Genomic DNA, 25840 nt, shown 5'->3' on the forward strand with positions numbered 1-25840 from the left:
ATCGCCATCCGTGGGCCACCCCTCCCCAACGAGGGGCCACTATCTGGAAGGATAGACCACGATGACCACGCATGCGAAGCCCGGATTCCGTCCGGCAAATCCCAATTTTTCCTCAGGTCCCTGTGCAAAACGCCCCGGCTGGTCGGTCGAGGCGCTCAAAAATGCCGCGCTCGGGCGCTCGCACCGCGCCAAGATCGGCAAGACCAAGCTCGAACAAGCGATCGAGCTGACCCGGGAAATCCTCCAGGTTCCGGCGGATTACCGCATCGGCATCGTGCCGGCCTCGGATACCGGCGCGGTCGAAATGGCGCTGTGGTCGCTGCTCGGCGAACGCGGCGTCGACATGGTCGCCTGGGAGAGCTTCGGCTCCGGCTGGGTCACCGATGTGGTCAAGCAGCTGAGGCTCGCCGATGTTCGCAGGTTAGAGGCGGACTACGGCGCACTGCCGGACCTGACCAGAATCGACTTCGACCGCGACGTGGTCTTCACCTGGAACGGCACGACGTCGGGTGTGCGCGTGCCGAACGGCGATTTCATCCCGGCCACCCGCAAGGGCCTGACCATCTGCGACGCGACTTCGGCGGCCTTTGCGCAACAGCTCGATTTCAGGAAGCTCGACGTCGTCACCTTCTCCTGGCAGAAGGTGCTGGGCGGTGAGGGCGCGCACGGAATGCTGATCCTCAGCCCGCGCGCCGTCGAACGCCTGGAAAGCTACAAGCCGGCCTGGCCGTTGCCGAAAATCTTCCGCCTCACCTCGGGCGGCAAGCTGATCGAAGGCATCTTCAAGGGCGAGACTATCAACACGCCGTCGATGCTGTGCGTCGAGGACTATCTCGACGCGCTGCGTTGGGCGAAGTCGATCGGCGGCCTCGACGCGCTGGTCACCAGAGCGGATGCCAATGCCGCTGTTCTCGATCGCTTTGTCAGAAAATCTTCCTGGCTCGGCCATCTTGCCGTAGACCCGGCGACGCGTTCGAACACGTCGGTCTGCCTTTCCTTCACCGACCGGCAAGTCGCTGCACTCGACGCCGATGGACAGGCTGCGTTCGCCAAGGCAATTGTCTCGGCGCTCGACAAGGAAGGCGTCGCCTACGACATTGGTGCCTACCGCGATGCACCGCCCGGCCTGCGCATCTGGTGCGGCGCGACAGTCGAGACCTCCGATCTCGAAGCGTTGCTGCCCTGGCTCGACTGGGCCTTTGCGGCGCAAAAGGCGTCGCTCAAAGCGGCGGCCTGACTCCCTCCCCCTCGAGGGGAGGGTGGCCCGAAGGGCCGGGTGGGGTCGCCTCCACCCGTTCAACGATCCGCCATCCAGAAAGAAAAAGATTTGGCCGCATCCGGCCGCAATGACCCCACCCCGGCGCTTCGCGCCGACCCTCCCCTCAAGGGGGAGGGACGCCAATCGCAAAGGACCAAGCCAATGCCCCGCGTTCTCGTCTCAGACAAACTTTCCACCACCGCCGTGCAGATCTTCAGGGATCGCGGCATCGAGGTCGACTATTTGCCGGATCTCGGCAAGGACAAGGAAAAACTGCTCGAAGTGATCGGCCAGTATGATGGGCTGGCCATCCGCTCGGCGACAAAGGTCACGGAGAAGCTGATCAATGCTGCGACCAGGCTGAAGGTCGTGGGCCGCGCCGGCATCGGCGTCGACAATGTCGACATACCGGCGGCGAGCCGCAAGGGCATCATCGTGATGAACACGCCCTTCGGCAATTCGATCACCACCGCCGAGCATGCCGTCGCCATGATCTTCGCGCTGGCCCGCCAGATACCGGAGGCCAACGCCTCGACGCATGCCGGCAAATGGGAAAAGAACCGCTTCATGGGTGTCGAGATCACCGGCAAGACGCTGGGCATCATCGGCTGCGGCAATATCGGTTCGATCGTCGCTACGCGCGGCGTCGGCCTGAAGATGCATGTTATCGCCTTCGATCCATTCCTGTCGGACAGCCGCGCCGAGGAGCTCGGCGTCGAAAAGGTCGAGCTCGACGAGCTGTTCGCCCGCGCCGACTTCATCACGCTGCATACGCCACTGACGGACAAGACGCGCAACATCATCGACGCCGCGGCGATCGCCAAGATGAAGACCGGCGTGCGTATCATCAACTGCGCCCGTGGCGGGCTGATCGTCGAGGCCGACCTGATCGCGGCGCTGAAGAGCGGCAAGGTGGCCGGCGCCGGCATCGACGTGTTCGAGGTCGAACCGGCGGAGAGCAACGCACTGTTCGGCATGGAGAACGTGGTGGCAACGCCGCATCTGGGGGCCTCGACGATGGAGGCGCAGGAGAATGTCGCGCTGCAGGTCGCCGAGCAGATGTCGGACTATCTGATCAAGGGCGCCGTTTCCAATGCCATCAACATGCCATCGATCACCGCCGAGGAAGCGCCGCGGCTGAAACCTTTCGTCAAGCTCGCTGAAGTGCTCGGCGCCTTTGTTGGCCAGGTCACCGAGGATCCGATCAAGGAGGTCGAGATCCTGTTCGACGGCTCGACCGCGACGATGAACACGCGGGCGCTGATCAGCGCCACTCTTGCCGGGCTGATCCGGCCGCAGGTCTCCGACGTCAACATGGTGTCGGCGCCGATCATGGTGAAGGAGCGCGGCATCATCGTCGCCGAGGTCAAGCGCGACAAGTCGGGCGTGTTCGACGGCTATATCAAGCTGACGGTCAAGACCGAGCACAGGACGCGCTCGATCGCCGGCACGTGTTTTTCGGACGGCAAGCCGCGCTTCATCCAGATCAAGGGCATCAATCTCGACGCCGAGGTTGGCCAGCACATGCTCTACACGACCAATGCCGACGCGCCCGGCATCATCGGTCTGCTCGGCACGGTGTGCGGCGAGAACGGCGTCAACATCGCCAATTTCCAGCTCGGCCGCAACCGGCCGGGCGGTGATGCCATCGCATTGCTCTATCTCGATGCGCCATTCCCGGAAAACGTGTTGGCGCAGGTGCGCTCGCACAAGTCGATCGACTCTGCCAAGCGGCTGCATTTCGATGTTGGGATAGCCTGAAATTCGGTCGCCCCGTGTGCAGCAGCACGCGGGGCGGTGGAACGTCGCGGCAAGCGACTTCATTCAGCAGCGGATGCCGCCATCTTCCGTCCGCTGTATTCGGCGAGGCTGATGCCACCGAGCACCAGCGCGAGAGCCAGCGCCTGATAGAGCTGGAATGTCTCGCCGACAATCAGCACCGATAGCAGCGTGCCGAAGATCGGCACCAGATTGATGAACAGGCCGGCGCGGTTGGCGCCGATCAGCTCATTGCCCCTGATATAGAAGATCTGCGAGATGACCGAAGCACCGATGGCGGTATAGAACGCGACCGCCCAGCCGCGGGCATCGGGGACGATGACTTTGCCGGCGGCAATCTCCCACAGGAAGAAAGGCAGCGATGTGACGAGTGCGGCAACCGACAGCGCCAGCATCAGGCTCTGCCAGCGGATGACCGGCTTCAGCCGCAACCCCACCGAATAGAAGGAGTAGCAAAGCACGGCGACCAGCATGATCGCGTCGCCAAAGTTGAGATCCAGCTTGAGAAGCTGGCGCAGGTCGCCATGGCTCGCCGTCACCGCGACGCCAATGATGGTCAGCACGACGCCAGCGATCTGCACCCGGTTCACCCGCAGGCGAAACAGCACGAAATTGGCGATGATGATCACGATCGGTATCGCCGCCTGCTCGATCGAGACGTTGATCGCCGTGGTGTAGTTGAGCGCCGTGTAGAAGATCGCATTGAAAAAGGCGAAGCCGCAAGCGCCGAGCCCGCCAAGCAGCAACCAATGCCTGCGCACCACCGGCCAGTCTTGGCGTAGCGTTCCCCAGCCGATCGGCAGCAGAATCAGAACCGCCAGCAGCCAACGCAGGAAGACCAGCGTCATCGGCGAGATATGACCGACCGCCAGCTTTCCCGCCACAGAGTTGCCGCCCCACAGCAAGGTGGTGAACAGCAGGAACAGATAGGCGGCTCGATGCATCGTGAACTCCCGGCCAGGCAGAGGGAATTTGACGGTCGGTGTGGGCCTATTGCGACCGCCAGCCCAAGTAAATGATGTCAAAGGCGAAAATTGTTGTGCCTCGGAGCGTTTTGGGCGGCAAAGAGTGGTCGCGCTCGCCGGGTCTTGACGCTATAGAACGACGTGCGTGCAATTGGACGCTACAAAGTACGCGTCGGAAGGCTTTAATCCTCGCGTCGTGCTTTCCGAAAATCGATTCCGATTTTGGGGGCCGATGCGATAGAGGCCTGTCGTTTCGAACTGTTTCAAGCTGCTCGTGCGGCGTCTCAAGGGAAAAGAAATATGGCCAATGTGGTGGTCGTCGGCTCGCAATGGGGCGATGAGGGCAAAGGCAAGATCGTAGACTGGCTGTCGGAGCGCGCCGATGTTGTCGTGCGCTTCCAGGGCGGCCACAATGCCGGCCATACGCTGGTCGTCGACGGCAAGGTCTACAAGCTGTCGCTGCTGCCGTCCGGCGTGGTGCGGCAAGGCAAGCTGTCCATCATCGGCAATGGCGTCGTCTTCGATCCGCACGCTTTCGTCGCGGAGGTTGCGAAATTGAAGGCGCAGGGCGTCGAGGTGACGCCAGACCGCCTGAAAATAGCCGAAAACACCGCGCTTATCCTGTCCTTGCACCGGGAGCTGGATGGATTTCGCGAGGACGCCGCTTCCAATTCCGGAACGAAGATCGGCACGACCCGTCGCGGCATCGGTCCCGCCTATGAAGACAAGGTGGGCCGGCGCGCGGTCAGGGTGATGGATTTGGCGGATTTGGAAACGCTGCCCTTGAAGGTCGACAGGCTGCTGACGCACCACAATGCGCTGCGGCGCGGGCTCGGCCATGCCGAGGTCACGCACGAGGCGATCATGAGCGAGCTGATCTCGGTGGCCGACGAGATCCTGCCCTATATGGACCGCGTCTGGAAAATCCTCGACGACAAGCGCCGCGCCGGCGAGCGCATCCTGTTCGAGGGCGCGCAAGGGACGTTGCTCGACATCGACCACGGCACCTATCCGTTCGTCACCTCGTCCAATACGGTTGCCGGCCAGGCCGCCGCCGGGTCGGGTGTCGGGCCGGGCGCCATCGGTTATGTACTCGGCATCACCAAGGCCTATACGACGCGCGTCGGCGAAGGCCCGTTTCCAACCGAACAGAAGAACGAGATCGGCGAGTTCCTGGGCACGCGCGGCCATGAATTCGGCGTCGTCACCGGCCGCAAGCGCCGCTGCGGCTGGTTCGATGCCGTGCTGGTCCGCCAGGCCGTCGCCGTCAACGGCATCAAGGGCATTGCGCTGACCAAGCTCGATGTGCTCGATGGGCTGGACGAGATCAAGGTCTGTACCGGCTACCGACTCGACGGCGAGGCGATCGATTACCTGCCGGCCAGCCAGGGTGCGCAGGCCCGCGTCGAACCGGTCTACGAGACGCTGGAGGGGTGGAAAGGCACCACTGCCGGCGCGCGCAGCTGGAACGACCTGCCGGCCAAGGCGGTGAAGTACGTCCGCTACATCGAGGAGCTGATCGGCGCGCCGGTCGCACTCCTTTCCACCAGCCCTGAGCGGGACGACACGATACTTGTGACCGATCCGTTTCAAGACTAGTTTCTCAGCCTTTCCGGGCATTGCGGCTGATTTGCGGGGGCCGGCCCAGAAACAAATGCAGGTCGACTGACGTATGGTAGATTTTGTTCCTATTCTGAAAAAGGCGCTCGATAAACTCGGTGAGCCGTCGGCGGAAGTGCGCGCCAGGGTCTATGACAGGGCCCGTTCGTCAATCGCGAAACAACTCGCAGAGAAGGCCACGATGACGCCTTCCGATGTCGACCGGCAGATGCGTGCACTGGAAGACGCCATCGCCAAAGTCGAGCGGGACTATGCCAAGCCTGCGCCGCCACCCGACCCGCTGGCGGAACTGGAGGACATCTTCTCCTCCATCGACCGCAACAAGAACCAGTCCAGCCATATCCGACAGCCGGCAAAGACGGAGCCGGCATGGCAGCCGGCCAAGACCGAGCCGGCAAAGACGGAGCCAGCAAAGACTGGGCCGGCCTGGCAGCCCACGCCCGCTAAGGCGGCGCCGAACTGGCAAAAGCCGCAGCCCGTCGCTCTTTCTCAGGAGCGCGCTGGTCCGCCGCCGTCCGATATGGAACTTCCGACGGCTGACGGCCAAGACGGCGTTTTTCCGGGCGACGACTTTTCCAACGACGGCGGCCCCGCGGAGGACAGGTTCCAGCGGCTCTATCCTGCGGAGCGCAGGCGCAGCTATGGCGGTGTGATCGCCGCCGCCATTGCCTTGCTCGTCATTGCCGGTGGTGGCTATGGCATCTGGCTGAACAAGGATGCGTTCGGCAGCATGCTCGGCCTCGACTCGACCACAGCCGTCGCCACCGAACCGCTGGTAAAACCAGCCCCGGCCAAGCCGGTGGCCGATGCGGCCGTACCGGCCGCCGCGCCTCCGACGGATGCCGGCGAGGGCGCGAAGTTCACGCAGCGCCTGACGCCCGAGGGGCACGAAGTCGATCCCGGCCCCGCGGCCGGGCAGGCGGGCATCGGCGAAGGCGAATCCGTCGCCGCACTGACCACGCCGCCATCGGCCGCACAAGCGCCGACCACCCCGGCACCGGCCGCGCCGGCTCCGGCCGCACCCGCCGACACGCAAGCCACGGCCAATGCTCCAGCAGTCGATGGGTCCGCTGCACCAACTCCCGCAACGCCGCCCGCCAACGGGGCAGCAGCGCCTGCAGCGGCCGCCCCGCCGCCAGCACCGGCAGCGGCACCAACGGCAGTTCCGCCGCAAGCCACGTTGGCCGTCGGCCAGAAGGCGATCTTCTACGAGGAGCGCACCAGCACCGCTCAAGGCTCGGCCGAGCCCGGCAACATCGTCTGGTCGCTGGTGCAGGAATCGCCCGGCGGCGACCTGCCGCCCGAGCCGGCGATCCGCGCCGAGGCGACCATTCCAGGCAAGGATATCCAGTTGCGCATGACGATCCGTCGCAACACCGACCAGACGCTGCCGGCCAGCCATATTATCGAGATGATCTTCCTGACGCCTGACGGCTTCGAGGGCGGCGGCGTCGACAACATCCTGCGTGTCGCCATGAAGGGCTCCGAGCAGGATGCCGGAAGCCCGCTGATCGGCATCCCGGCCAAGATCGCCGACGGTTTCTTCCTGGTTGCGCTCAACGATACCAAGGCGGATGAAGACGCCAATCTGACCTTGCTCAGAGGTCAGGACTGGATCGACGTGCCGGTCGTCTACAAGACCGGGCGGCGGGCGCTGCTCACCATGGAAAAGGGCATTCCAGGCGAGAAGGTGTTCGACGAGGCGCTTAAGGCCTGGCAGACTAAGACGGCGGGGTGAAGACGGTCCGCCACCCCGAAGCTCCCCAGCAGTTCAGAAGCCCTGGAACAGCATATCGAGCGCGGCCACGATCTCGTCGTGATGCCTCGTCAGATTCAGTCGGCTCTCGCCCAGTTCCGTCGCCGCAACCGTGGCGATCAAATGGGTGGCCATGACCAATTTCCGACCATTGATCTCGAAAATCGGATGGAGCTTTCGCATTGGTGATGGCGCCATCGCAGCCGGCAGAAGCGGGACGACCACCCGGGTCTTGAAATGGTCTAGCAGATCGGCCTGGACGTCGAGGAGATAGCCGCCTTCGATGCTACCCGCGAAGACGTCGTAGCGCGCCATCAGAATTGCCGATGTTCTGCCAGCGGAATACCGTGTTTTTCGACATATTCGTTCCAGGCATCTATCGTCGCGCGGTTCTCAAGCTTCCACAGCCGCGTCTTTTCGGCGGCCACGGCCTCGGCGATGCCGGCTTCAGCGGCGCGCGAGACATTCACATCGAGCCCCTTGGCTTCCTTCATGAGCTTTGAGTCGATCGACAGATTTGCCGGCTGGCGAACCGCATTCACAGCTATCTTGCGCATGATCACCTCCGCAGTATGCGCATAATATATGCGCATTCCTCTCTAGTCGCAATGACAAGATGCTTGAACTCGTGAATTACCCCTCCATCTCCTCGCGCAGCATTTCCAGTTCCAGCCATTCCTCCTCGAGCGCTGCCAGTGTGACGCGCTCCTTGTCGAGCGCGGCAATCGTCTTCTGGAACGAGGCCGGATCGCGCTCGTAATAGGCCGGATCGGCGATGTTGTTCTCCAGCCGCGAGATCGAGGCCGACACCGCCTCGATCTTCTTGGGCAGCGATTCCAGCGCGAATTTCTGCTTGAACGACAGTTTCTTGGCCGGGCCCTTCGGTGCGGCCGCTTCGTTCCTGCTTGCCGCCGTCGCGTCGCCCGTCTCGGCCTTTGGTCGCGCCTTGCGGTCGTCCAGTCTGGTGCCGCCGCGCTGCGCCAGCATGTCGGAATAGCCGCCGGCATATTCGATCCAGCGGCCGTCACCATCCGGCGCGATGATGCTGGTCACGGTGCGGTCGAGGAAATCGCGATCGTGGCTGACCAGGATCACCGTGCCGGCAAAGCCGGCGACCAATTCCTGCAGCAGCTCCAGCGTCTCCATGTCGAGGTCGTTGGTCGGCTCGTCGAGCACAAGCAGGTTTGCCGGCCGCGCCAAAACGCGGGCGAGGATCAGCCGCGCCCGCTCGCCGCCCGAAAGCTCGCGCACCGGCGTGCGCGCCTGTTCCGGCTTGAACAGGAAGTCTTTCATGTAAGAGACGACGTGGCGCTGCTCGCCATTGATGACGAGGTTCTCGCCGCGCCCGTCGGTGAGATACTGCGCCAATGTCTCCTGCGGGTCGACGGCTTCGCGCTTCTGGTCGAGCGTGGCGATCTCCAGATTTGTGCCGAGCCGCACCGTGCCCGCGTCCGGCTTCAATTCGCCGGTCAGCATCTTCAACAGCGTCGTCTTGCCGGCGCCGTTCGGCCCGACCAGACCGACGCGATCGCCGCGCTGGATTCGGGTCGAGAATCCCTTGACCACGGTCAGATCGCCAAAGGTCTTCTCGATGTTCTTGGCTTCGATCACCAGCTTGCCGGATTCGGCGGCGTCGCTGGCTGTCATCGTCGCCGCACCCTCGGCGCCGCGATGACCACGAAAGCGCTGGCGCATGGTCTGCAACTCACCGAGCCGGCGCATGTTGCGCTTGCGCCGCGCTGTCACGCCATAGCGCAGCCAGTGCTCCTCGCGCACGATCTGGCGACCGAGCTTGTGCTGCTCGCGCTCTTCCTCCTCCAGCACCGTGTCGCGCCATTCCTCGAAATAGCCAAAGCCCTTGTCGAGACGGCGGGTCTGGCCGCGGTCGAGCCAGATTGTGGCGCGTGACACGCGCTCGAGAAAACGGCGGTCATGCGAGATGACGACCAGTGCCGAGGAGGTGCGGGCAAGCTCCTCCTCCAGCCATTCGATGACCGAAAGGTCAAGATGATTGGTCGGCTCATCGAGGAGGAGAATGTCGGGCTCCGGCGCCATGACGCGGGCGAGGGCGGCGCGCCGCGCCTCGCCGCCGGAAAGGTCGTTCGGCCGTTCCTCGCCGGTCAGGCCGAGATGCTCCATCAGATAGGTGGCGCGGTAGGGATCGTCGGCGGGCCCGAGCCCCGCCTCGACATAGGCGCGGACGGTCGCAAAACCGTCCATGTCGGGCATTTGCGGCAAGTAGCGCACGGTTGCCGAGGGCTGGCGGAAGACTTCGCCATCCTGCGGTTCGATCAGCCCGGCGGCGATCTTGAGGAGCGTCGACTTACCAGAGCCGTTGCGGCCGACCAGGGCGATCTTGTCGCCAGCCGAGGCCGTCAGGGCGGCACCGTCGAGCAACGGCGTGCCGCCAAAGGTCAGCTTTATCCCGTCGAGATTGAGAAGCGGCGGCGCCATATCAGCTTTCTGGGCTCAGCTTTCCGGAAGAGGGTAGGGATGCGCGAGCAGCAGCGCCCGGCCGCTGGCCAGCGCGATTTCCAGCCGGCCCCTGACCTCGTTGGAAATGGTCAGCGACGAGCCGAACGCAACCTCGACATGGTCGAGCGGCCATTTGGCGCCGGTGACTGTCAGGCCGGCGAGATCGGAGAAGCCGAGCACCGAAAACAGCGTGCCGTCGGCATAGTCGAAGCCAGTCTTTCCAGGCAGCAAAGGAATGCCTTCCTGTGCGCCGCTGGTCAAAAGCACTTCCGTTCCGCCTTCCGCCAGCCGGACGCTCAGCGCCAGATGCAGGAAGATGTGGTCGGTACGTTTGCCGCCGAAGGCGCCTGCGAGCACAAGGCTTGTCGCACCGCGTTCGAGCGCGGCGGCGATAGCGAGTTCACCGTCGGTCTTGTCTTTTTCGGCAGGAAATACCTGCCGTGGCACGGCGGCCAGATCCTCCGGCAACTCGGCAGGCACGGAATCGAAATCGCCGACCCAGAGTTCCGGCCTCAGGCCCAGCATGCGGGCATGACCGATGCCGGCGTCGGCGGCGATGACGCGCGAGCCTTCGACCTGGCGGTCGAGCAGCGGTGTGCGGATGAGATCGCCGCCAAGCAGGATGGTGAATGTGCTCATATCTCGTGGCCCTTACCAGCCCTGCCCCGGAAACGGAAGATGAAACGGCAGACGAAACGGAAGGCTGGGCTTTGGATGCCCGGCAAACTTCCGCTTGCGCAGCACTTCGGCCGGGCCTATGTGTCGCAACGCTCTAACGGGGTGCCGGACGCGATTTTCGCGGACCGGCTGAGAGGCAAGACTGCCAACCCGCTGAACCTGATCCGGTTTGTACCGGCGGAGGGATTAGACGTTTCGGACAGCCCGACGCCTCAATTCCTTTCAACGCGAACGAAGGAGGCGCCGATGCGCAGTTTTTTCCACTCTCTTGTCTCAATTGTCCTGCTTGCGGCATCCGCGGTCGCCCTGCCGGGGCAGGCATCGGCACAGGATAGACTGACGGTCTATACCTATGAAAGCTTCACCGCCGATTGGGGTCCGGGACCGGCGGTGAAGAAGGCCTTCGAGGTCGAATGCAGCTGCGTCGTCGAATTCGTCTCGGTCGCCGACGGCGTGGCGCTGCTCAACCGTGTGAAGCTGGAAGGCGCCGCGACCAAGGCCGATATCGTACTTGGCCTCGATACCAACTTAACCGCCGACGCCAAGGCAACCGGCCTGTTTTCGCCGCACGGCGCCGTCTCGGGCGTCAATGTACCGGGCGGCTGGAGCGACGATATTTTCGTGCCGTTCGACTATGGCTATTTCGCCGTCGTCTACGACACCGAAAAACTGAAGAGCCCGCCGAAGAGCCTCAGGGAATTGGTCGAGGGCGATGCCGGAGAGAAGATCGTCATCCAGGATCCGCGCACCTCGACGCCGGGCCTTGGCCTGCTGCTGTGGGTCAAGTCGGTCTATGGCGACAAGGCGCCGGAAGCCTGGGCCAAACTCAAGGCGAAGGTGCTGACGGTAACGCCGGGCTGGAGCGAGGCCTACGGCCTGTTCACCAAGGGCGAGGCGCCGATGGTGCTGTCCTACACGACCTCGCCGGCCTACCACATGGTCGCCGAAAACACCGAGCGCTACCAGGCGGCGTCCTTCGAGGAGGGCGAATATCTGCAGATCGAGGTTGCGGGGATCACCACCAAGGGCGCGAAGAACCCGCTGGCGGAAAAGTTCATTGCCTTCATGACCGGACCGAAATTCCAGGATGTCATTCCCGAAACCAACTGGATGTTCCCGGCCGGCAAAACCGACAAGCCGCTCAACCCGGCGTTCGACAAGCTGGTCAAGCCGACCAAGACCTTGCTGTTCAGCCCGGAAGACGTCGCGGCCAACCGCAAGGCCTGGGTCGATGAGTGGCTTGCGGCGATGAGCAGGTAGGGCTCAAGCCTCGTCGGATGTTTGCGCCAAGCCACCCCCCTCCGGCCTGCCGGCCATCTCCCCCTCAAGGGCACGGCTATCGCAGATGGAACGCCGAGGCTTTCGCTCTACGACGTACCCCCACCCCTAACCCCTCCCCACAAGGGGGAGGGAGACTTCCGTTGGCACTGACCTCGGCAAATTGTCTGCCTTTCGGCGCCAAAAGGGGAAGTAAGGGCATGCGGCAGCGTTCCCTCCCCCTTGTGGGGAGGGTTAGGGTGGGGGTCCAACTTCGTAAGAATCCAAATGCGATAGCCCTGCCCTCAAGGGGGAGATCGGCAGCTTTGTCGCCTCTCCTCGTCCTGCCACTTGTGAGATTGGCGAAGGCGGCTGAGTGCGCAATCTCCCCCCTTGAGGGGGAGATGGCCGGCAGGCCAGAGAGGGGTGGGCTCGGCCTTTGCCAGGTATTTCCTTCGATCTACGCCTGTCGTAGTGTCGGGTAGCGCGACATGCCTACGCGTCATCCGGCCGATCCCCGCGTCACTGCCGGCATCGTCGCGCTCGCCGCCATCGCGCTGCTGATCGGCGGTGCATTCGCCGGGCTCGTCGTCGAAGCCACACGCGACCTGTCCGGCGCCGCCTCCGCTTTCGATTCCTATCTCTTGCGCGTCGTCCGTTTCACGCTCTGGCAGGGTCTGCTGTCGACCCTGCTCTCCGTTGCACCGGCGCTGTTCGTCGCGCGCGCCCTGTCGCGGCATCCGCGTTTTTTCGGGCGAGGCTTCATCCTCCAGCTTTTCGCCGTGCCACTGGCGCTGCCGGCCATTGTTGCCGCACTCGGTGTCTTGGCGCTCTATGGCCGCGCCGGCTATTTTGCCGGCACGCTGGGCGCGCTAGGCGGCCAGAGCTGGCCCGGCATCTATGGCCTGTCGGGCATACTCGTTGCGCATGTCTTCTTCAACCTGCCGCTGGCGACGCGGCTGTTCCTGGAGGCGTTGCAGACCGTGCCGGCTAACCAATGGCGGCTGGCGAGCCAGCTTGGCATGGGTGCTGCGCCGGCCTTCCGGCTGATCGAATGGCCGCCGCTGCGTGCGGCCTTGCCGGGCGTTGCCGGGCTCGTTTTCATGCTGTGCATCACCTCCTTCACCATCGTGCTTACGCTCGGCGGCGGGCCGCGCGCGACGACGCTCGAGGTTGCCATCTACCAGGCGCTGCGTTTCGACTTCGACCCGGCGCGGGCTGTGACGCTGACCCTGCTGCAGATTGCCCTGACCTTCGTCGTCGTGCTGGCACTGACGCGGCTTGGCGCCAATATGACCGGCGACGCCAATCTGCCGGTGGCGCCGCGCCGGTATTTTTCAGCCGGTGCGGCCGAGACCGTGCTGAACGCGCTGGCGATCGGGCTCGCACTGCTGTTTGTCGCCGGGCCGATGGCGGCCACGCTGGCAGCCGGGCTTGGCGCCGATCTCGGCCGCCTGGCCGGCGAGAGCGCGGTGCGGCAAGCGACGGCGACCAGTGCCGTGCTCTCCCTCCTGTCGGCGCTGCTCTCTGTGGCGTTGTCGCTGTCGCTGGTGATGGCGCGCCGGGCGCTGGCGCTCACCCGGCGGAGCGGCAGGAGGACGCTGCTCGAACACCTGGCCGACACCGGTGCGGGGTTCGTCCTGGTGGTGCCGCCCATCGTCATCGGTGCCGGCTGGTTCTTGCTCCTGCGCACCGTCGGCGATGTCTTTGCGATCGCCCCTGTCATCGTCGTTGCGGTCAATGCGGTGATGGCGATGCCGTTCGCCATCCGCGCCATCCGCCCTGCCTATGACGCGGCGAGCGAACGCCACGAACGGCTCTGCGCACAGCTTGGCATCTCGGGCTGGAACCGGTTGCGGCTGGTCGATTGGCCGTCGCTGCGGCGGCCGCTCGCCACCGGCTTCGCGTTCGCCATGGCGCTGTCGCTCGGCGATCTCGGCGTCATTGCGCTGTTCGGCAGCGATTCCGTGCAGACCTTGCCCTATCTGTTGCTGGCGCGCATGGGCAGTTACCGCACCGAGGATGCCGCCGGCCTGGCGCTGCTGCTCGGCCTTGTCTGCCTGGCGCTGGTGTTGGCCGCGGACTGGCTGGGAAGGAGGGAGAAATCATGATGCCGATAAGCCCGGAACGGTCCATTTCGGTGGAAAAAGGCGCGGCCGTGCGGCTCGATAATGTCTCGTTCAGCTATGGTGAAACGCCGCTTATATTCGATGTCGATTTCCCGGTGTCGGAAATCACCGCCATCATGGGGCCGAGCGGTTCGGGAAAGTCGACGCTGCTCAATCTGGTGGCCGGTTTCGAGACGCCGCGGTCGGGCCGCGTGCTGATCGGCGGCGCCGACGTCAGCACTGCGCCGCCATCAGCGCGGCCGGTATCGATGGTGTTCCAGGAAAACAACCTGTTTGCCCATCTGTCGGTCGAGCAGAATGTCGGGCTCGGCCGCTCGCCTTCGCTCAGGCTGAGCGAGGCTGACCGCGCCGCAATCGCCGCAGCGCTGAGGCGCGTCGGTCTTGCCGGCAAGGAAAGCCGGCTGCCGCGCGAACTCTCCGGCGGCGAGCGGCAGCGCGTCGCGCTCGCCCGGGTCCTGGTGCGCGACCGGCCGGTGCTGTTGCTCGACGAGCCGTTCGCTTCGCTCGGACCGGCACTGCGCGATGACATGCTCGATCTGGTAGCCGACGTTCATTCGGAGCAGCGCATGACGGTGCTATTCGTCACGCACCAGCCGGACGATGCGCGCCGTATCGGCCAAAACATGGTTTTCCTGGATGGTGGCACGGTTGCCGCGACCGGCACCGCCGCCGATTTTTTCGTCGGGGCTGGACCGGAGGCATTCCGACGCTATATCGGCTCGGGTCCGTTTGCGGCTGGATCACGAGATGTTGCCCGGAAGCGGACATAATTTATGGTCAAACCGGCGGAAGGCGAAGCGGCGCTTGCTTGCCATGGTCGAGGTAGTGTGGCTAGGTCCGCCAGGAGCTGGTCCGGCCTAGAGCGTGATTTGCCGTTGCTGTCTCGTATCCGTCGGACGCACGAAGGACGCCATAGCACTTGACTTTGCGCGTGATGCTTTTCGGAAATCGCGCCCGATTTTCGCGGTCACGTGCCAGGACTTGAAAGGAAGCCGATCTGCCGACCGGCATCGACAATCGGAGGGTGAAACCGCTGGCGCGCTTTCTGGCGCTGGCCGGTCTTGCCGTGGCGCTGGCAAGCTGCCAGATGTTCACGCCTCCCGACGTGCAGGAATCGGGCTTCCAGCCCTCCGACAAGCCGATCACGGTCGACAATGTCGCCGCCAACAGCAAGCTCGCCCAACTGGCGAAGGCGCAGCACCCGCGCATCCTCGCCACCTATGGCGGCGAGTATTCCGACCCCAAGCTCGAGCGCATGGTGGCCAAGGTCGTCGGCAGACTGACCGTGGTGTCGGCCAACCCAACCCAGACCTACCGCATCACCATCCTCAACTCGCCCAACGTCAATGCCTTCGCGCTGCCGGGCGGCTATCTCTACATCACCCGCGGCCTGCTTGCGTTGGCCAACGATTCCGCCGAGCTTGCCGCCGTCATCGCGCATGAGATGGGCCACGTTACCGCCAACCACGGCCTGCAGCGCCAGCAGCTGGAAGCCGAAGAGGGGTTGGCGACCAAGGTCGTTTCGGACGTGCTCGGCGACAACCCGACGGCCAAGGCGGCGCTGATCCGCGGCAAGCTGAGGCTGGCCCAGTTCTCGCGCAATCAGGAGCTGGAGGCGGACGCCATCGGCATCAAGTCGATCGGCGAAGCCGGTTTCGATCCCTACGCCGCCGGCCGCTTCCTGCAGTCGATGTCGGCCTATACCGATTTCCGCTCGATCAGCGGCGCCACCGACGCCAGCCTCGACTTCCTGGCGACGCACCCCAACACGCCGCAGCGAATCGATCTCGCGCAGCGCCACGCCCGCCAGTTCGGCGCGCCCGGTGTCGGGTCGCGCGACCGCGATTCATTTCTTGCCGGCGTAGACGGGCTGCTTTACGGCGACACGCCGGAGGAAGGCTACGTGCGCGGCGAAACCTTCCTGCACCCTGGCCTCGGCGTGTCGTTCTCGGTGCCCAACGGTTTCGTCATCGACAATTCGGCGGCGGCGGTGACGGCGACCGGCCCGGGCGACATGGCGATCCGCTTCGACGGCGTTTCGATCGACAAGAACCGCTCGCTGACCGACTACATCCGCAGCGGTTGGGTTGCCGGCCTCGACGACAGCAGCGTGCGCCAGGAGACGATCAACGGCAACGAAGCGGCAACCGCGCATGCCGGCGCCGATGGCTGGCAATTCGACATTGCGGTGATCCGCGCCGGCGGCCAGGTCTACCGCTTGCTGACTGCTGCACCGTCGGCCAGCACCTCGCTGAGCACGGTGGCGCGCTCGGTCAGCGGCTCGTTCCGCATCCTGAGTGCTGCCGAGAAGGCGGCGTTGAAGCCGCTGCGTATCCGCATCGTCACGGTGCAGCCCGGCCAGACAATGGGCTCCCTGGCCGCGCAGATGGTCGGCGTCGACCGCAAGCTGGATTTGTTCAGGGTGCTCAACGCGCTGTCGCCGGGTGCCGCGGTTTCGGCCGGCGACAAGGTCAAGATCGTCACCGACAAATAGCAGGCGACGCGATTCAGGCTGCGAGAAATTCCGGATTCTGCTTTACCAGCGCCGCCTTGAGCTTTTCCATGGCGCGCGCCTCGATCTGCCGGACACGTTCCTTGGAGATGCCGAGCGTCTCGCCGAGCGCTTCGAGCGTCGCGCCCTCGTCGCTCAGCCGGCGTTCCTCGATAATCCTGAGCTCGCGCGCATTGAGAGCGCCGAGTGCCGTCTTCAGCCACACCGAGCGGCGTTCGACGTCGATCGTATCGCCGACGACCTCATCGGGCAGCGGGTCATCCGAAACCAGGAACTCCATCCGCTCGGTTGCGCCCGCATCGTCGGCTAGCGGTGTGTTGAGCGAGCTGTCCGGCGCCGAAAGGCGGGAATCCATCATCGCCACATCGGCCTCCGATACCCCGAGAGCCGCCGACACTTCGCGGTAGAGCGTGGCATTCGACGTCTGCTCGGCGCCGTTTGCCAGGCGGGCGCGCAGACGCCGCAGGTTGAAGAACAGCGCCTTTTGCGCCGAGCTGGTGCCGCCGCGCACGATCGACCAGTTGCGCAGGATATAGTCCTGCATCGAGGCGCGAATCCACCAAGTCGCGTAGGTCGAGAACCGCACCTCGCGCTCGGGCTCGAAACGGGCCGCGGCCTCCAGCAGCCCGACATGGCCTTCCTGGATCAGGTCGCCCAGCGGAAGGCCGTAGTGGCGAAACCGCGACGCCATGGAAATGACCAGCCGCATATGCGCGACGGTGATGCGGTGCAGCGCGTGCTGGTCATTGTTTTCCTTCCAGCGCAGCGCCAGGAGATGCTCTTCGTCACGTTCCAGATAAGGGGCTTTCATCGCCGCGCGAACCATGGTCCGTCCTGCACTGTCTTCCATCATGCCGCGCTCCTGCTCCAGGCGTTGCGGTGCGATCGAATCGTGAGTTGGCGCCGATGGTTGAAATGGCGGCGCCGCGCCCTACAACAGCGAAGAACGTGCCATGCGGGGGAATGTTCCCCCGGACTGTCATGTCGATTGCGCTGTTCCAGGCGATTCGCCGCCGGCCTTGACTCAGCCGGATGGCGCCGGGAGATGCTGGTTGAGAATTGGATTTCAAGGGCGGGAGATTTTTGAAATTCAGTTTCTTATTCTGGCATCGCGCATCTGTCATTTTCCGGCACTCGCAATGACGCCGGATACGGCCAAGGACGGATCACAGAAAAATGAAATGGCTCAAATCGCTCATCATCGCCGGAACGCTGCAGGTTCTGGCCATCGCCGCCGGTCACGCCGGCGCCAATCTCGACCAGATCAAGCAGTCCGGCGTCTTCAAGGTCGGCACAGAAGGAACCTATGCGCCCTTCACCTATCATGATGCTTCCGGCGCGCTGGTCGGCTTCGACGTCGAGATCGCGCGGGCCATCGCCGAGCGCCTCGGCGTCAAAGCCCAGTTCCTCGAAGGCAAATGGGACGGGCTGATCGCCGGTCTCGATGCCAACCGCTACGATGCCGTCATCAACGAGGTCGGCATCACCGAGGCGCGCAAGGCCAAATATGACTTTTCGGATCCCTACATCGCCTCCAAGGCGGTGCTGATCGTGCGCGGCGACAACACCGATATCAAGAGCTTCGCCGATCTCAAGGGCAAGAAGGCGGCGCAATCGCTGACTTCGAACTTCGGCAAGCTGGCTGAAACCAACGGCGCCGAACTCGTCGGCACCGACGGCTTCGACCAGTCGATCCAGTTGCTTCTTACGGGCCGCGCCGACGCCACCATCAACGACAGCCTGTCCTTCCTCGACTTCAAGAAGCACAAGCCCGACGCCAATGTGAAGATTGCCGCCCAGGAAGAAAACGCCGACTATTCCGGCGTCATCGTGCGCAAGGGCGATCCGGAACTGGTGGCCGCCATCAATAAGGCGCTGGCCGACATCAAGGCCGACGGCACCTACAAGAAAATCGCCGACACCTATTTCGGCCAGGACGTTTCGAAGTAAAACGGCTTTCTCGTGTGGGCCGAACGCCGGCCCGCGTCGTTCATATCGCGGCGAGCTGTCTTTTGACGGCCCGCCGCTTTCGCGTGATATGAGCGACGGCAATCTGGCAAGGAGGAGCCTTCGTGCCGCACTGGCTGCAATTGATGCTGGAATCCCTGCCTACGCTGCTATGGGCTGCACTGATCTTCACCGTGCCGCTGACGCTGCTGTCGTTTGCATTCGGTCTTGTCCTAGGCTTGGTTGTGGCGCTTGTCCGGCTGTTCGGTCCCAAACCGCTGGTCGCCGTGGTCCGCTTCTACGTCTGGATATTCCGCGGCACGCCGCTTCTCGTGCAACTGTTCCTTATCTTCTACGGCCTGCCATCGGTCGGCATCCTGCTCGACGCCTTTCCGGCAGCACTGATCGGCTTCACCTTGAACATCGGTGCTTATTCGTCGGAAATCATCCGCGCCGTCATCGGTTCGGTGCCGAAGGGTCAGTGGGAAGCGGCCTATTCGATCGGCATGACCTGGGCCCAGGCAATGCGGCGCACCATTCTTCCACAGGCGGGGCGCGTCGCCGTGCCGCCGCTGTCCAACACCTTCATCTCGCTGGTCAAGGACACTTCGCTCGCCGCCGCCATCACCGTGCCGGAGATGTTCCAGGCAGCGCAGCGCATCGTCGCCACCACCTATGAGCCGCTGATCCTCTATGTCGAGGCAGCGGCCCTCTATCTGATCATGAGCTCCGTGCTGTCGGCCTTGCAGGCGCGGCTGGAAACGCGGCTCAACGGTTATGGCGGCTTCCTGGAGGCGCGCGCATGATCGGCCTCACCAACATCGAAAAGCGTTTCGGCGACAATTTGGTGCTGAAGGGCGTCACCGTCACGATCGAGGAAGGCAGCGTTACGGCGCTTGTCGGGCCGTCGGGCGGAGGGAAGAGCACGCTTTTGCGCTGCATCAACCTGCTCGAGCTGCCGACTTCAGGCACGGTACGGATCGGCGACGATGCACTCGAATTCCATCCCGGCGGCAGGGTCTCGACCAGGGATATCCAGCGGCTGCGGCTGCAGACCGGCATGGTGTTCCAGAATTTCCAGCTGTTTCCGCATCGTACTGCGATCGAGAACATCATGGAGGGGCTGGTGACGGTGCTGAAATGGCCCAAGGAGAGGGCGCGCGAACGGGCGCTGGCCCTGCTCGAAAAAGTCGGCATGGCGCACAAGGCCGATGCCTGGCCGGCGACCCTGTCGGGCGGCCAGCAGCAGCGCGTGGCGATTGCCCGGGCGCTGGCGCCTTCGCCGAAGGTCCTGCTCTGCGATGAGCCGACCTCGGCACTCGATCCGGAACTGGCGCAGGAGGTGGTTGACGTGCTCGGCAAGCTCGCCAGCGAGGGCACGACCATGGTGATGGCGACGCATGACCTGCGGCTCGCCTCCAAGATCGCGCGGGAAGTGGTGTTCCTCGATGCCGGCAACATCGTCGAACAAGGCCCGGCCGCGGTGCTGTTCAGCAACCCGGAACGCCAGCGGACCAAGCGGTTCATCGCCACGCTGAAGCACGAGGCGGAAAGGGAGGGCGGCGAAGGTTAGATATGCGCGTCGCCGGTCAGCTAAGACAAAAAACCCGGCGCGAGGCCGGGTTTTCCATGTTTCCTGGGCGAAAAGGCTCAGGCAGCTTCTTCCTGCTCGGCTTCCTCGTTGTCGGCCTTGGCGCCGCGCTTCGGGCCCTTGTTGAGGTTCACCTCGATGAGGCGGACCGCTTCGGTCTCCGACATGCGGTTGACGGCCGCGATCTCGCGGGCCATGCGGTCGAGGGCCGCCTCGTAGAGCTGGCGCTCGGAATAGGACTGCTCCGGCTGGTTATCGGCGCGGTAAAGGTCGCGCACCACTTCCGAGATCGAGATCAGATCGCCGGAGTTGATCTTGGCATCATATTCCTGGGCACGGCGTGACCACATGGTGCGCTTGACGCGGGCGCGGCCCTGCACGACCTTCAGCGCGCGCTCGACATAATCCTCTTCCGACAGCTTGCGCATGCCGATCGAGGTCGCCTTGGCGACCGGCACCTTGAGGCGCATCTTGTCCTTCTGGAAGTCGATGACGAACAGCTCCAGCTTGTGGCCCGCGACTTCCTGCTCGTCGATCGAGACGATCTGGCCGACACCATGCGCCGGATAAACGATGTACTCGCCGGTCTTGAAACCGTGGCGCGCTGCGGTGGACTTCTTCTGCGGGGTGATCGTTGCCATTACGCCCTGAACTCCTTGTTGTGGTACCGGCATCGTGCCGGCCCGAACTCGTGCGACCGGGGTGACCGGTCCTCAGCCACACAACGATGAACTCACCGGAAAGGCCAGGACCGGCAAATCGCAACATTGCGACCGCCTGCCCCAGATCGCTCTGGTCCGGATTGAGAAATTCACCTTTCAGTGATTTGGGGCGTTTGCGCCATAAATCGACGTTGTGTCACCGGCATGTTTGGTTGATATAACACAAAAAGTCGGAAGAATCAAGGTTTTGCTGCACGCGCGAAGGCCACGCGCCGTCGCCGCCTGTCAAGGCGGTTAATGTATCACGGCTGTTACGCGGCGTCAGGCCGCCGCAGCCGGCAGGCTCGTCAGTCGCCTTCGCCGGGCTCGGGGGAGAAATATTTCTCGAACTTGCCAGTTTCGCCATCGAAATTCTTAGCGTCGGCCGGCGGCTCCTTCTTGGCGGTGATGTTGGGCCATTTGTCGGCATATTCGGTGTTGATCTGCAGCCATTTGTCGAGGCCCGACTCGGTGTCGGGCTTGATCGCGTCGGCCGGGCATTCCGGTTCGCAGACACCGCAATCGATGCACTCGTCCGGGTGGATGACGAGCATGTTCTCACCTTCGTAGAAGCAGTCGACCGGACAGACCTCGATGCAGTCCATGTATTTGCATTTTATGCAATTGTCGGTCACGACGTAGGTCATTGGTCGGCTCCGGGACGTCCCATTTTGTTGGGCTTTTTTGGTGAGGTAACGCCTTTGTCCGCCGGTGGCAAGGGCGGCCCCTGCCAGCGGTGCCGCGGTTTCCGGAATGGAATTCCGGAAGGCCGGCAAAGCGGGCGTTCGACCTTGCTCAATCGTCGCCGAGCAGGTGGTCGGTCTGGCGGCGTTCCTTCTTCGTCGGGCGACCGCTGCCGGCCTCGCGCAACGGCGGCACCGCATCCGGAAGCGCCTCGCCCTTGGGCGCGGGGGGCGGCGACATGTCCTCGTAGAGCAGGCGGGCCTCTTCGGCCGGGCCACGCCGTACGCCGGTGCCAAGGACTTTCCAGACGAAGATCCGCCGCTCCAGCGTGATGGTCAAAACGTCGCCCGGCCGGACCGTATCGGAGGCCTGCGCTGCTTTGTCGCGATTGATGCGGACGCGTCCGGCGACGACCAGCTTGGCTGCCAGCGTGCGCGATTTTACCGCGCGCGAGAAGAACAGCCACTTGTCGATGCGCTGGCGGGCATCAGTGACCATTGGACGAGCAGCTTACTTCTTCAGCTGGTCGCGCAACGCGGCGAGCTTGGCGAAGGGCGAGTCCGGATCGAAGCGGACCGGGCGTTCCTCACGCGGCTTTGGCTGGAACGCCGGCTTTGCGCCTTGGGCGCCGCCTTTGCCGTCCTGCCGGCCAGCCTTCCAGTCGGGCCGGTTTTCGCGCCGGTCCGGGCGTTCACCTTGCGGCTTGCCGGCGCGCTGATCTGCCGCGTCGCCTTGCGGCCTGGGCTTGAACTTGCTGCGATCGAAGCGTGGCTTGCCGGCGCCGTCGCGCTGGTCGTGGCGCCCCTGACGGGCGGGCCGGTCGCCCGGCGTCGCTTGCCCGCCGGCATCTGTCGGCGCATCGCTGCGGCTGTCCGGCGCAGCTTGACCACTGCGCGCGCGATTGTCCCGATGATTGTCCCGGGGGCGGTTGTCATGCTGGCGATGACGCGGGCGCTGGTCGAAACGACCCTGCCGCCACAACAGGATGGGTTTTGGCTCCTCGGCTTCTGGAGCAGCTTCGCCGGCGATGGCTCCTGCCGTCGCTGCAGGTTCGGCCGGCGATGCTTCCGTAGTGTCGGAAACCGGCGGCTCTGCCGGTGCCGCAGCCTCAGTTTCCGCCCCAAGTTCCGCCCTTGGCTCGGCCGCTGGTTCCGCAGGCGCTTCAGCAGTCGCCTCCGCGGCGGGCCGGGTCTCTTGCGTGACTTCTGCCGCAGCTTCAGGGGCTGGAGCTTCCGCGACAGGCTCTGCCGTCGCTTCGGTCACAGCTTCGGCCGCCGCCTCCGCAACAGGAGCCGCATCCGACACAGGTTCCGAAGCCTCCGCCGGCGGCTCTGCCGCGGCAGATGCTTCCGCCATCCTCGCCTGCTCGACGCGCGCAGTCTCTTCCGCCGCCTGCTTTGCAGCGGCAGCTTCACGCGCGGCATTGTCCTGTGCTTCGATCCGCGCCTTGACCTCGGCCGCCGGTTTGGCATCGGCGCGATAGCCGAGTCCCTTCAGGATTTCTTCCATGTCGTCGGCGGTGGCGCCGAGAATCGACATCATCGGCGGCGTCACCATGAAGGACTGGCCGTCATAGGCGCCGTCGGGGCGAGGGCCGAGGCCCGGCTTCCAGTTGGTCGCCGGCCGGATCAGGTCGGCCAGCCGTTCGAGAATATCGACGCGTACAGCACGCCGGCCAAGATTGCGGTAGCCGGCAAGCTTGTAGAAGGTCTTGTCGAAGGTCGGATCGATGACCACCGAGGTGCGGCCGGAGGCCAGTGCGTGAACGACATCGCCGAAGCCGGGCTTGTCCTTGCCGTCGTTTCTCAGCGCCCACAGCAGCGTTATCAGCCCGGCCGGCGCCGGTTTGATCAGCGCCGGCACGAAGACATGGTAGGCGCCGAAGCGCACTCCGAGACGGCGAAGCGCCGCGCGGCCTTCCTGGTCGAGCGACTTCATCTCGTCGGCGATGTCGCGACGGTTGATGAGGCCGAAATGCTCGACAAGCTGGAAAGCGATGCCGCGGCCGATGCCGGTGATCTGCTCGGCATTCTTGAGATCGACCAGCGGCTTCAGCAGGGATTCGATCTGGAAGTTGACGAAGCGCTCGGCGCGCGCCGCAACCTTGTCGCGGGCCGGGCCGGTGAGTTGCTCGTCGGCCAGCAGAACCAGACGCGGCTTCAAAGCGTCTTCGCCGGCGACCAGCGTGCCGATCGGCGCGCCGATCCAGCGCAGCGTGCCATCCGAACCCAGCGCGATGTCGCCATTGGCCGAGGCGCCGAAGCGCTCGGCCCGCGCCTCGAACTCGGCGGCAAGCGCCTTCTGCGCCGCCGCCCGCACCGCCTTGGCGTCTTCGCCGCCGGCGCTCTGGTCGGCGGTGAAGCGGAAACCTTGCAACTCGCCGACGTGATGGCCTTCGACGAGGACGGTTCCGGTTGGGCTGATTTCGGCTTCAGGCATCGTGTTTTCTCTAAGGCGCCGCATGAGGACGGAAGTCCTGCGGTCTACAAAACGTTTCGTCAACCGCTCATGCAGCGCATCCGACAATCTGTCTTCGATTTCGCGCGTCTTTTCCTGCCAGTGTGCCCGATCGGCCAGCCAGCCGGGCCGGTTGGAAACGAAGGTCCATGTGCGGATCTGGGCAATCCTGTGCGACAGCGTGTCGATGTCGCCTTCGGTTGTGTCGGCACGGCGCACCTGCTCGGCCATGTAGTTCTCGTCGACATGGCCATGCCTGGCAAGGTCCATGTAAATGGAGGCAATCAAGTCGGCGTGCTGGGCCGGCGCGATCTTCCTGTAGTCGGGCAGCGCGCAGGCTTCCCACAGCAGCGCCACGCGCCTGGCATCGGTGGTGAGTGCCCGGACGTCCTCGTCGCGCGACAGATGCTCGAGCGCCTGCGCGTCCACGGCCGGCAGCGCGCGCGTCAGGCCTTCGACCGGAGCGTTGGTCTCAATCGAGCGCTTCAGCGCATCAAGGTTGGCGAAATCGAAATGCGCGGTGCGCCACTGCAGTACTTTCACCGGGTCGAAATCATGCGCCTCGATTTTGTTGACCAGTTCATCATCCAGCGGATCGACCTGGCCGGTGACGCCGAAGGTGCCGTCGCGCAGATGCCGGCCGGCGCGGCCGGCAATCTGGCCGAGCTCGGCCGCCGTCAGGTTGCGGTACTGGTAGCCGTCGAATTTGCGGTTCTGGGCGAAGGCGACGTGGTCGAGGTCGAGGTTGAGGCCCATGCCGATGGCGTCGGTGGCGACGAGGTAGTCGACGTCGCCCGACTGGAACAGCGCCACCTGGGCGTTGCGGGTGCGCGGGCTGAGTGCGCCGAGCACGACGGCGGCACCGCCCTGCTGGCGGCGGATCAGCTCGGCGATGGCATAGACCTCGTCGGCCGAGAAGGCGACGATCGCCGTGCGCCGCGGCAGGCGGGTCAGCTTCTTCGAACCGACATAGGCAAGATGCGAGAGGCGTGGTCGCGTCACCACCGACACGCCCCGCAGCAGGCGCTGCAGAATGCCGTGCATGGTGGCCGCGCCCAGCAGCAGAGTCTCCTGGCGGCCGCGCAGATGCAGGATGCGATCGGTGAAGATGTGGCCGCGTTCGAGATCGCCGGCGAGCTGGACCTCGTCGATGGCAACGAAGGCGGCGTCGGTCTCGCGCGGCATCGCTTCCACGGTGCAGACCGAGTATTTCGCGCCCGCCGGCTGGATCTTTTCCTCGCCGGTGATGAGCGCCACCTTATGGGCGCCGACCTTCTCGCAGACGCGCGTATAGACCTCGCGGGCAAGCAGCCTGAGCGGCAGGCCGATGACGCCGCTTTCATGCGCCACCATGCGTTCGATGGCGAGGTGGGTCTTGCCGGTGTTGGTCGGGCCGAGCACGGCCGTCACGTCTCGACCCGACAGGATCAGCGGTTCAGTGTGTTTCGGATGGATGTTCATCGGCCTGGAAATAAGGCTCTCTGCCTCGCATTGTCGGGAGCGCGCCCATATTGGCCGCGTATGACAGGCGACACATAGGGATTTCGGGCGCGAAGCGAAAGCGGAATATGCCGAGGGCAGGCCGATTGGTTGGTTCGAAGCCAGAAAATCTGTTCCCGATTAACAGTTGGAACGAGTCTGGAACGAATCAGCGACGAATCACTGACTCGCGCTGATTCAGGGTTTGTTCACGGCTACATCTGGGTTTTCTGTCGGCGTACCTCACCACATGCTGAATCACGGAAACTGGCCCGATTTATGCAGGCGGCATCCAAGCGAGCACTGCGGTTAACCTTTGCCGGCGAATGGTCGTGGCCGGCCAATCTGCTTCGCACAACGTTATGAAATTATTGATGTTTCCTAACGCGCTTTAATCATTTCGAGGGTGTTTTCAGCTCTCGCCGTTAACGTTCCGCTCAAAGCCGGAACGAATCGGCGACGAATCAGAGATAGCCGAAGTTTCTTGGTTTGTTCACCGCAACATGTTGTGTTGTGGACAGCTTTTCCACCGAGAATCCACAGGCTGCCGGG

21 protein-coding genes and 1 riboswitch are annotated in these 25840 nt (G+C 64.1%); of the genes, 11 read left to right on the plus strand and 10 right to left on the minus strand.

What is annotated here, in order from left to right; translation table 11 throughout:
• Nucleotides 1-61: 61 nt before the first annotated feature.
• The gene (locus tag NKH04_RS02860; RefSeq protein ID WP_352814910.1) at nt 62-1237 is read left to right on the plus strand and encodes a phosphoserine transaminase; all 1176 of its coding nucleotides are present in this window, start codon (nt 62-64) and stop codon (nt 1235-1237) included.
• 183 nt (nt 1238-1420) lie between these two features.
• A complete protein-coding gene (gene serA, locus NKH04_RS02865; protein ID WP_352918478.1) occupies nt 1421-3019 on the plus strand; it encodes a phosphoglycerate dehydrogenase in 1599 nt (532 codons plus the stop codon).
• A gap of 59 nt (nt 3020-3078) precedes the next feature.
• Here serA and NKH04_RS02870 read toward each other — a convergent pair whose 3' ends face one another.
• Nucleotides 3079-3981, minus strand: a complete 903-nt coding sequence (locus NKH04_RS02870; RefSeq protein WP_352454884.1) for a DMT family transporter — start codon at nt 3979-3981, stop codon at nt 3079-3081.
• A gap of 321 nt (nt 3982-4302) precedes the next feature.
• Between NKH04_RS02870 and NKH04_RS02875 the strand changes: the two genes are divergently transcribed.
• Entirely contained in the window at nt 4303-5601 is a 1299-nt protein-coding gene (locus NKH04_RS02875) for an adenylosuccinate synthase (protein WP_352831340.1), read from the plus strand.
• A gap of 73 nt (nt 5602-5674) precedes the next feature.
• Nucleotides 5675-7360: a hypothetical protein gene (locus tag NKH04_RS02880; protein ID WP_352831342.1), complete on the plus strand. Its 1686-nt coding sequence runs from the start codon at nt 5675-5677 to the stop codon at nt 7358-7360.
• A 33-nt stretch (nt 7361-7393) separates the two neighbouring features.
• Here NKH04_RS02880 and NKH04_RS02885 read toward each other — a convergent pair whose 3' ends face one another.
• From NKH04_RS02885 to NKH04_RS02900, 4 genes are all read right to left on the minus strand, one after another.
• On the minus strand, nt 7394-7693 hold the full coding sequence (locus NKH04_RS02885) for a CcdB family protein (protein WP_352450813.1): 300 nt from the start codon (nt 7691-7693) through the stop codon (nt 7394-7396).
• The gene (locus NKH04_RS02890) at nt 7693-7935 is read right to left on the minus strand and encodes a type II toxin-antitoxin system CcdA family antitoxin (protein WP_254816484.1); all 243 of its coding nucleotides are present in this window, start codon (nt 7933-7935) and stop codon (nt 7693-7695) included. The genes NKH04_RS02885 and NKH04_RS02890 overlap by 1 nt, the downstream gene beginning before the upstream one ends.
• Nucleotides 7936-8011: 76 nt before the next feature.
• Nucleotides 8012-9832, minus strand: coding sequence for an ABC-F family ATP-binding cassette domain-containing protein (locus NKH04_RS02895; protein ID WP_352831344.1), 1821 nt, complete (start codon nt 9830-9832; stop codon nt 8012-8014).
• Nucleotides 9833-9847: 15 nt separating this feature from the next.
• Entirely contained in the window at nt 9848-10492 is a 645-nt protein-coding gene (locus NKH04_RS02900; RefSeq protein WP_352831346.1) for a thiamine diphosphokinase, read from the minus strand.
• A gap of 127 nt (nt 10493-10619) precedes the next feature.
• Nucleotides 10620-10734: riboswitch (TPP riboswitch) on the plus strand.
• A 43-nt stretch (nt 10735-10777) separates the two neighbouring features.
• Between NKH04_RS02900 and thiB the strand changes: the two genes are divergently transcribed.
• The 4 genes from thiB (at nt 10778) to NKH04_RS02920 (ending at nt 16411) form a co-directional block, all read left to right on the plus strand.
• A complete protein-coding gene (gene thiB, locus NKH04_RS02905; protein WP_352817678.1) occupies nt 10778-11791 on the plus strand; it encodes a thiamine ABC transporter substrate binding subunit in 1014 nt (337 codons plus the stop codon).
• A gap of 488 nt (nt 11792-12279) precedes the next feature.
• Nucleotides 12280-13899 carry a thiamine/thiamine pyrophosphate ABC transporter permease gene (gene thiP, locus NKH04_RS02910; protein ID WP_352831348.1) on the plus strand — a complete coding sequence of 540 codons (1620 nt, stop codon included), beginning with the start codon at nt 12280-12282 and terminating at the stop codon, nt 13897-13899.
• Nucleotides 13896-14687, plus strand: a complete 792-nt coding sequence (gene thiQ / locus NKH04_RS02915) for a thiamine ABC transporter ATP-binding protein (RefSeq protein WP_352831350.1) — start codon at nt 13896-13898, stop codon at nt 14685-14687. Before thiP ends, thiQ begins: the two co-directional genes overlap by 4 nt.
• A gap of 254 nt (nt 14688-14941) precedes the next feature.
• Nucleotides 14942-16411, plus strand: a complete 1470-nt coding sequence (locus NKH04_RS02920) for a M48 family metalloprotease (RefSeq protein WP_352831352.1) — start codon at nt 14942-14944, stop codon at nt 16409-16411.
• A gap of 13 nt (nt 16412-16424) precedes the next feature.
• Here the strand turns inward: NKH04_RS02920 and NKH04_RS02925 are convergent, their stop codons facing one another.
• Nucleotides 16425-17282 (minus strand): RNA polymerase factor sigma-32, encoded by an 858-nt coding sequence (locus tag NKH04_RS02925; protein ID WP_254816490.1) that lies wholly within the window; start codon nt 17280-17282, stop codon nt 16425-16427.
• A gap of 323 nt (nt 17283-17605) precedes the next feature.
• Here NKH04_RS02925 and NKH04_RS02930 point away from each other — a divergent pair, with 323 nt between their 5' ends.
• The 3 genes from NKH04_RS02930 to NKH04_RS02940 all read left to right on the plus strand — a co-directional run bounded on the left by NKH04_RS02930 (nt 17606) and on the right by NKH04_RS02940 (nt 19949).
• Nucleotides 17606-18379, plus strand: a complete 774-nt coding sequence (locus tag NKH04_RS02930) for an amino acid ABC transporter substrate-binding protein (RefSeq protein WP_352454874.1) — start codon at nt 17606-17608, stop codon at nt 18377-18379.
• Nucleotides 18380-18501: 122 nt separating this feature from the next.
• Complete coding sequence (locus NKH04_RS02935; RefSeq protein ID WP_353044014.1) at nt 18502-19182, plus strand: ABC transporter permease subunit; 681 nt, start codon at nt 18502-18504, stop codon at nt 19180-19182.
• Nucleotides 19179-19949, plus strand: a complete 771-nt coding sequence (locus NKH04_RS02940) for an amino acid ABC transporter ATP-binding protein (RefSeq protein ID WP_352452513.1) — start codon at nt 19179-19181, stop codon at nt 19947-19949. The genes NKH04_RS02935 and NKH04_RS02940 overlap by 4 nt, the downstream gene beginning before the upstream one ends.
• A 77-nt stretch (nt 19950-20026) precedes the next feature.
• On the opposite strand, the gene NKH04_RS02945 is transcribed toward NKH04_RS02940, so the two are convergent.
• From NKH04_RS02945 to NKH04_RS02960, 4 genes are all read right to left on the minus strand, one after another.
• The gene (locus NKH04_RS02945; RefSeq protein ID WP_006327799.1) at nt 20027-20608 is read right to left on the minus strand and encodes a CarD family transcriptional regulator; all 582 of its coding nucleotides are present in this window, start codon (nt 20606-20608) and stop codon (nt 20027-20029) included.
• Between the two features lie 368 nt (nt 20609-20976).
• Nucleotides 20977-21315: a ferredoxin FdxA gene (gene fdxA / locus NKH04_RS02950; RefSeq protein ID WP_352452512.1), complete on the minus strand. Its 339-nt coding sequence runs from the start codon at nt 21313-21315 to the stop codon at nt 20977-20979.
• Nucleotides 21316-21463: 148 nt separating this feature from the next.
• On the minus strand, nt 21464-21850 hold the full coding sequence (locus NKH04_RS02955) for an RNA-binding S4 domain-containing protein (protein WP_023680553.1): 387 nt from the start codon (nt 21848-21850) through the stop codon (nt 21464-21466).
• Nucleotides 21851-21862: 12 nt separating this feature from the next.
• A complete protein-coding gene (locus tag NKH04_RS02960) occupies nt 21863-25270 on the minus strand; it encodes a helicase-related protein (RefSeq protein ID WP_352831355.1) in 3408 nt (1135 codons plus the stop codon).
• Between the last annotated feature and the right edge of the window lie 570 nt (nt 25271-25840).

This window comes from Mesorhizobium sp. M1365 (assembly GCF_040317865.1).
Taxonomy (GTDB): domain Bacteria; phylum Pseudomonadota; class Alphaproteobacteria; order Rhizobiales; family Rhizobiaceae; genus Mesorhizobium.

What these genes read in the sequence shown, in the direction of transcription:
- NKH04_RS02860 (WP_352814910.1), top strand. Translation starts at nt 62, where the DNA reads ATGACCACGCATGCGAAGCCCGGATTCCGTCCGGCAAATCCCAATTTT.
- serA (WP_352918478.1), top strand. Translation starts at nt 1,421, where the DNA reads ATGCCCCGCGTTCTCGTCTCAGACAAACTTTCCACCACCGCCGTGCAG.
- NKH04_RS02870 (WP_352454884.1), bottom strand. Translation starts at nt 3,981, where the DNA reads ATGCATCGAGCCGCCTATCTGTTCCTGCTGTTCACCACCTTGCTGTGG.
- NKH04_RS02875 (WP_352831340.1), top strand. Translation starts at nt 4,303, where the DNA reads ATGGCCAATGTGGTGGTCGTCGGCTCGCAATGGGGCGATGAGGGCAAA.
- NKH04_RS02880 (WP_352831342.1), top strand. Translation starts at nt 5,675, where the DNA reads ATGGTAGATTTTGTTCCTATTCTGAAAAAGGCGCTCGATAAACTCGGT.
- NKH04_RS02885 (WP_352450813.1), bottom strand. Translation starts at nt 7,693, where the DNA reads ATGGCGCGCTACGACGTCTTCGCGGGTAGCATCGAAGGCGGCTATCTC.
- NKH04_RS02890 (WP_254816484.1), bottom strand. Translation starts at nt 7,935, where the DNA reads ATGCGCAAGATAGCTGTGAATGCGGTTCGCCAGCCGGCAAATCTGTCG.
- NKH04_RS02895 (WP_352831344.1), bottom strand. Translation starts at nt 9,832, where the DNA reads ATGGCGCCGCCGCTTCTCAATCTCGACGGGATAAAGCTGACCTTTGGC.
- NKH04_RS02900 (WP_352831346.1), bottom strand. Translation starts at nt 10,492, where the DNA reads ATGAGCACATTCACCATCCTGCTTGGCGGCGATCTCATCCGCACACCG.
- thiB (WP_352817678.1), top strand. Translation starts at nt 10,778, where the DNA reads ATGCGCAGTTTTTTCCACTCTCTTGTCTCAATTGTCCTGCTTGCGGCA.
- thiP (WP_352831348.1), top strand. Translation starts at nt 12,280, where the DNA reads ATGCCTACGCGTCATCCGGCCGATCCCCGCGTCACTGCCGGCATCGTC.
- thiQ (WP_352831350.1), top strand. Translation starts at nt 13,896, where the DNA reads ATGATGCCGATAAGCCCGGAACGGTCCATTTCGGTGGAAAAAGGCGCG.
- NKH04_RS02925 (WP_254816490.1), bottom strand. Translation starts at nt 17,282, where the DNA reads ATGATGGAAGACAGTGCAGGACGGACCATGGTTCGCGCGGCGATGAAA.
- NKH04_RS02930 (WP_352454874.1), top strand. Translation starts at nt 17,606, where the DNA reads ATGAAATGGCTCAAATCGCTCATCATCGCCGGAACGCTGCAGGTTCTG.
- NKH04_RS02940 (WP_352452513.1), top strand. Translation starts at nt 19,179, where the DNA reads ATGATCGGCCTCACCAACATCGAAAAGCGTTTCGGCGACAATTTGGTG.
- NKH04_RS02945 (WP_006327799.1), bottom strand. Translation starts at nt 20,608, where the DNA reads ATGGCAACGATCACCCCGCAGAAGAAGTCCACCGCAGCGCGCCACGGT.
- fdxA (WP_352452512.1), bottom strand. Translation starts at nt 21,315, where the DNA reads ATGACCTACGTCGTGACCGACAATTGCATAAAATGCAAATACATGGAC.
- NKH04_RS02955 (WP_023680553.1), bottom strand. Translation starts at nt 21,850, where the DNA reads ATGGTCACTGATGCCCGCCAGCGCATCGACAAGTGGCTGTTCTTCTCG.
- NKH04_RS02960 (WP_352831355.1), bottom strand. Translation starts at nt 25,270, where the DNA reads ATGAACATCCATCCGAAACACACTGAACCGCTGATCCTGTCGGGTCGA.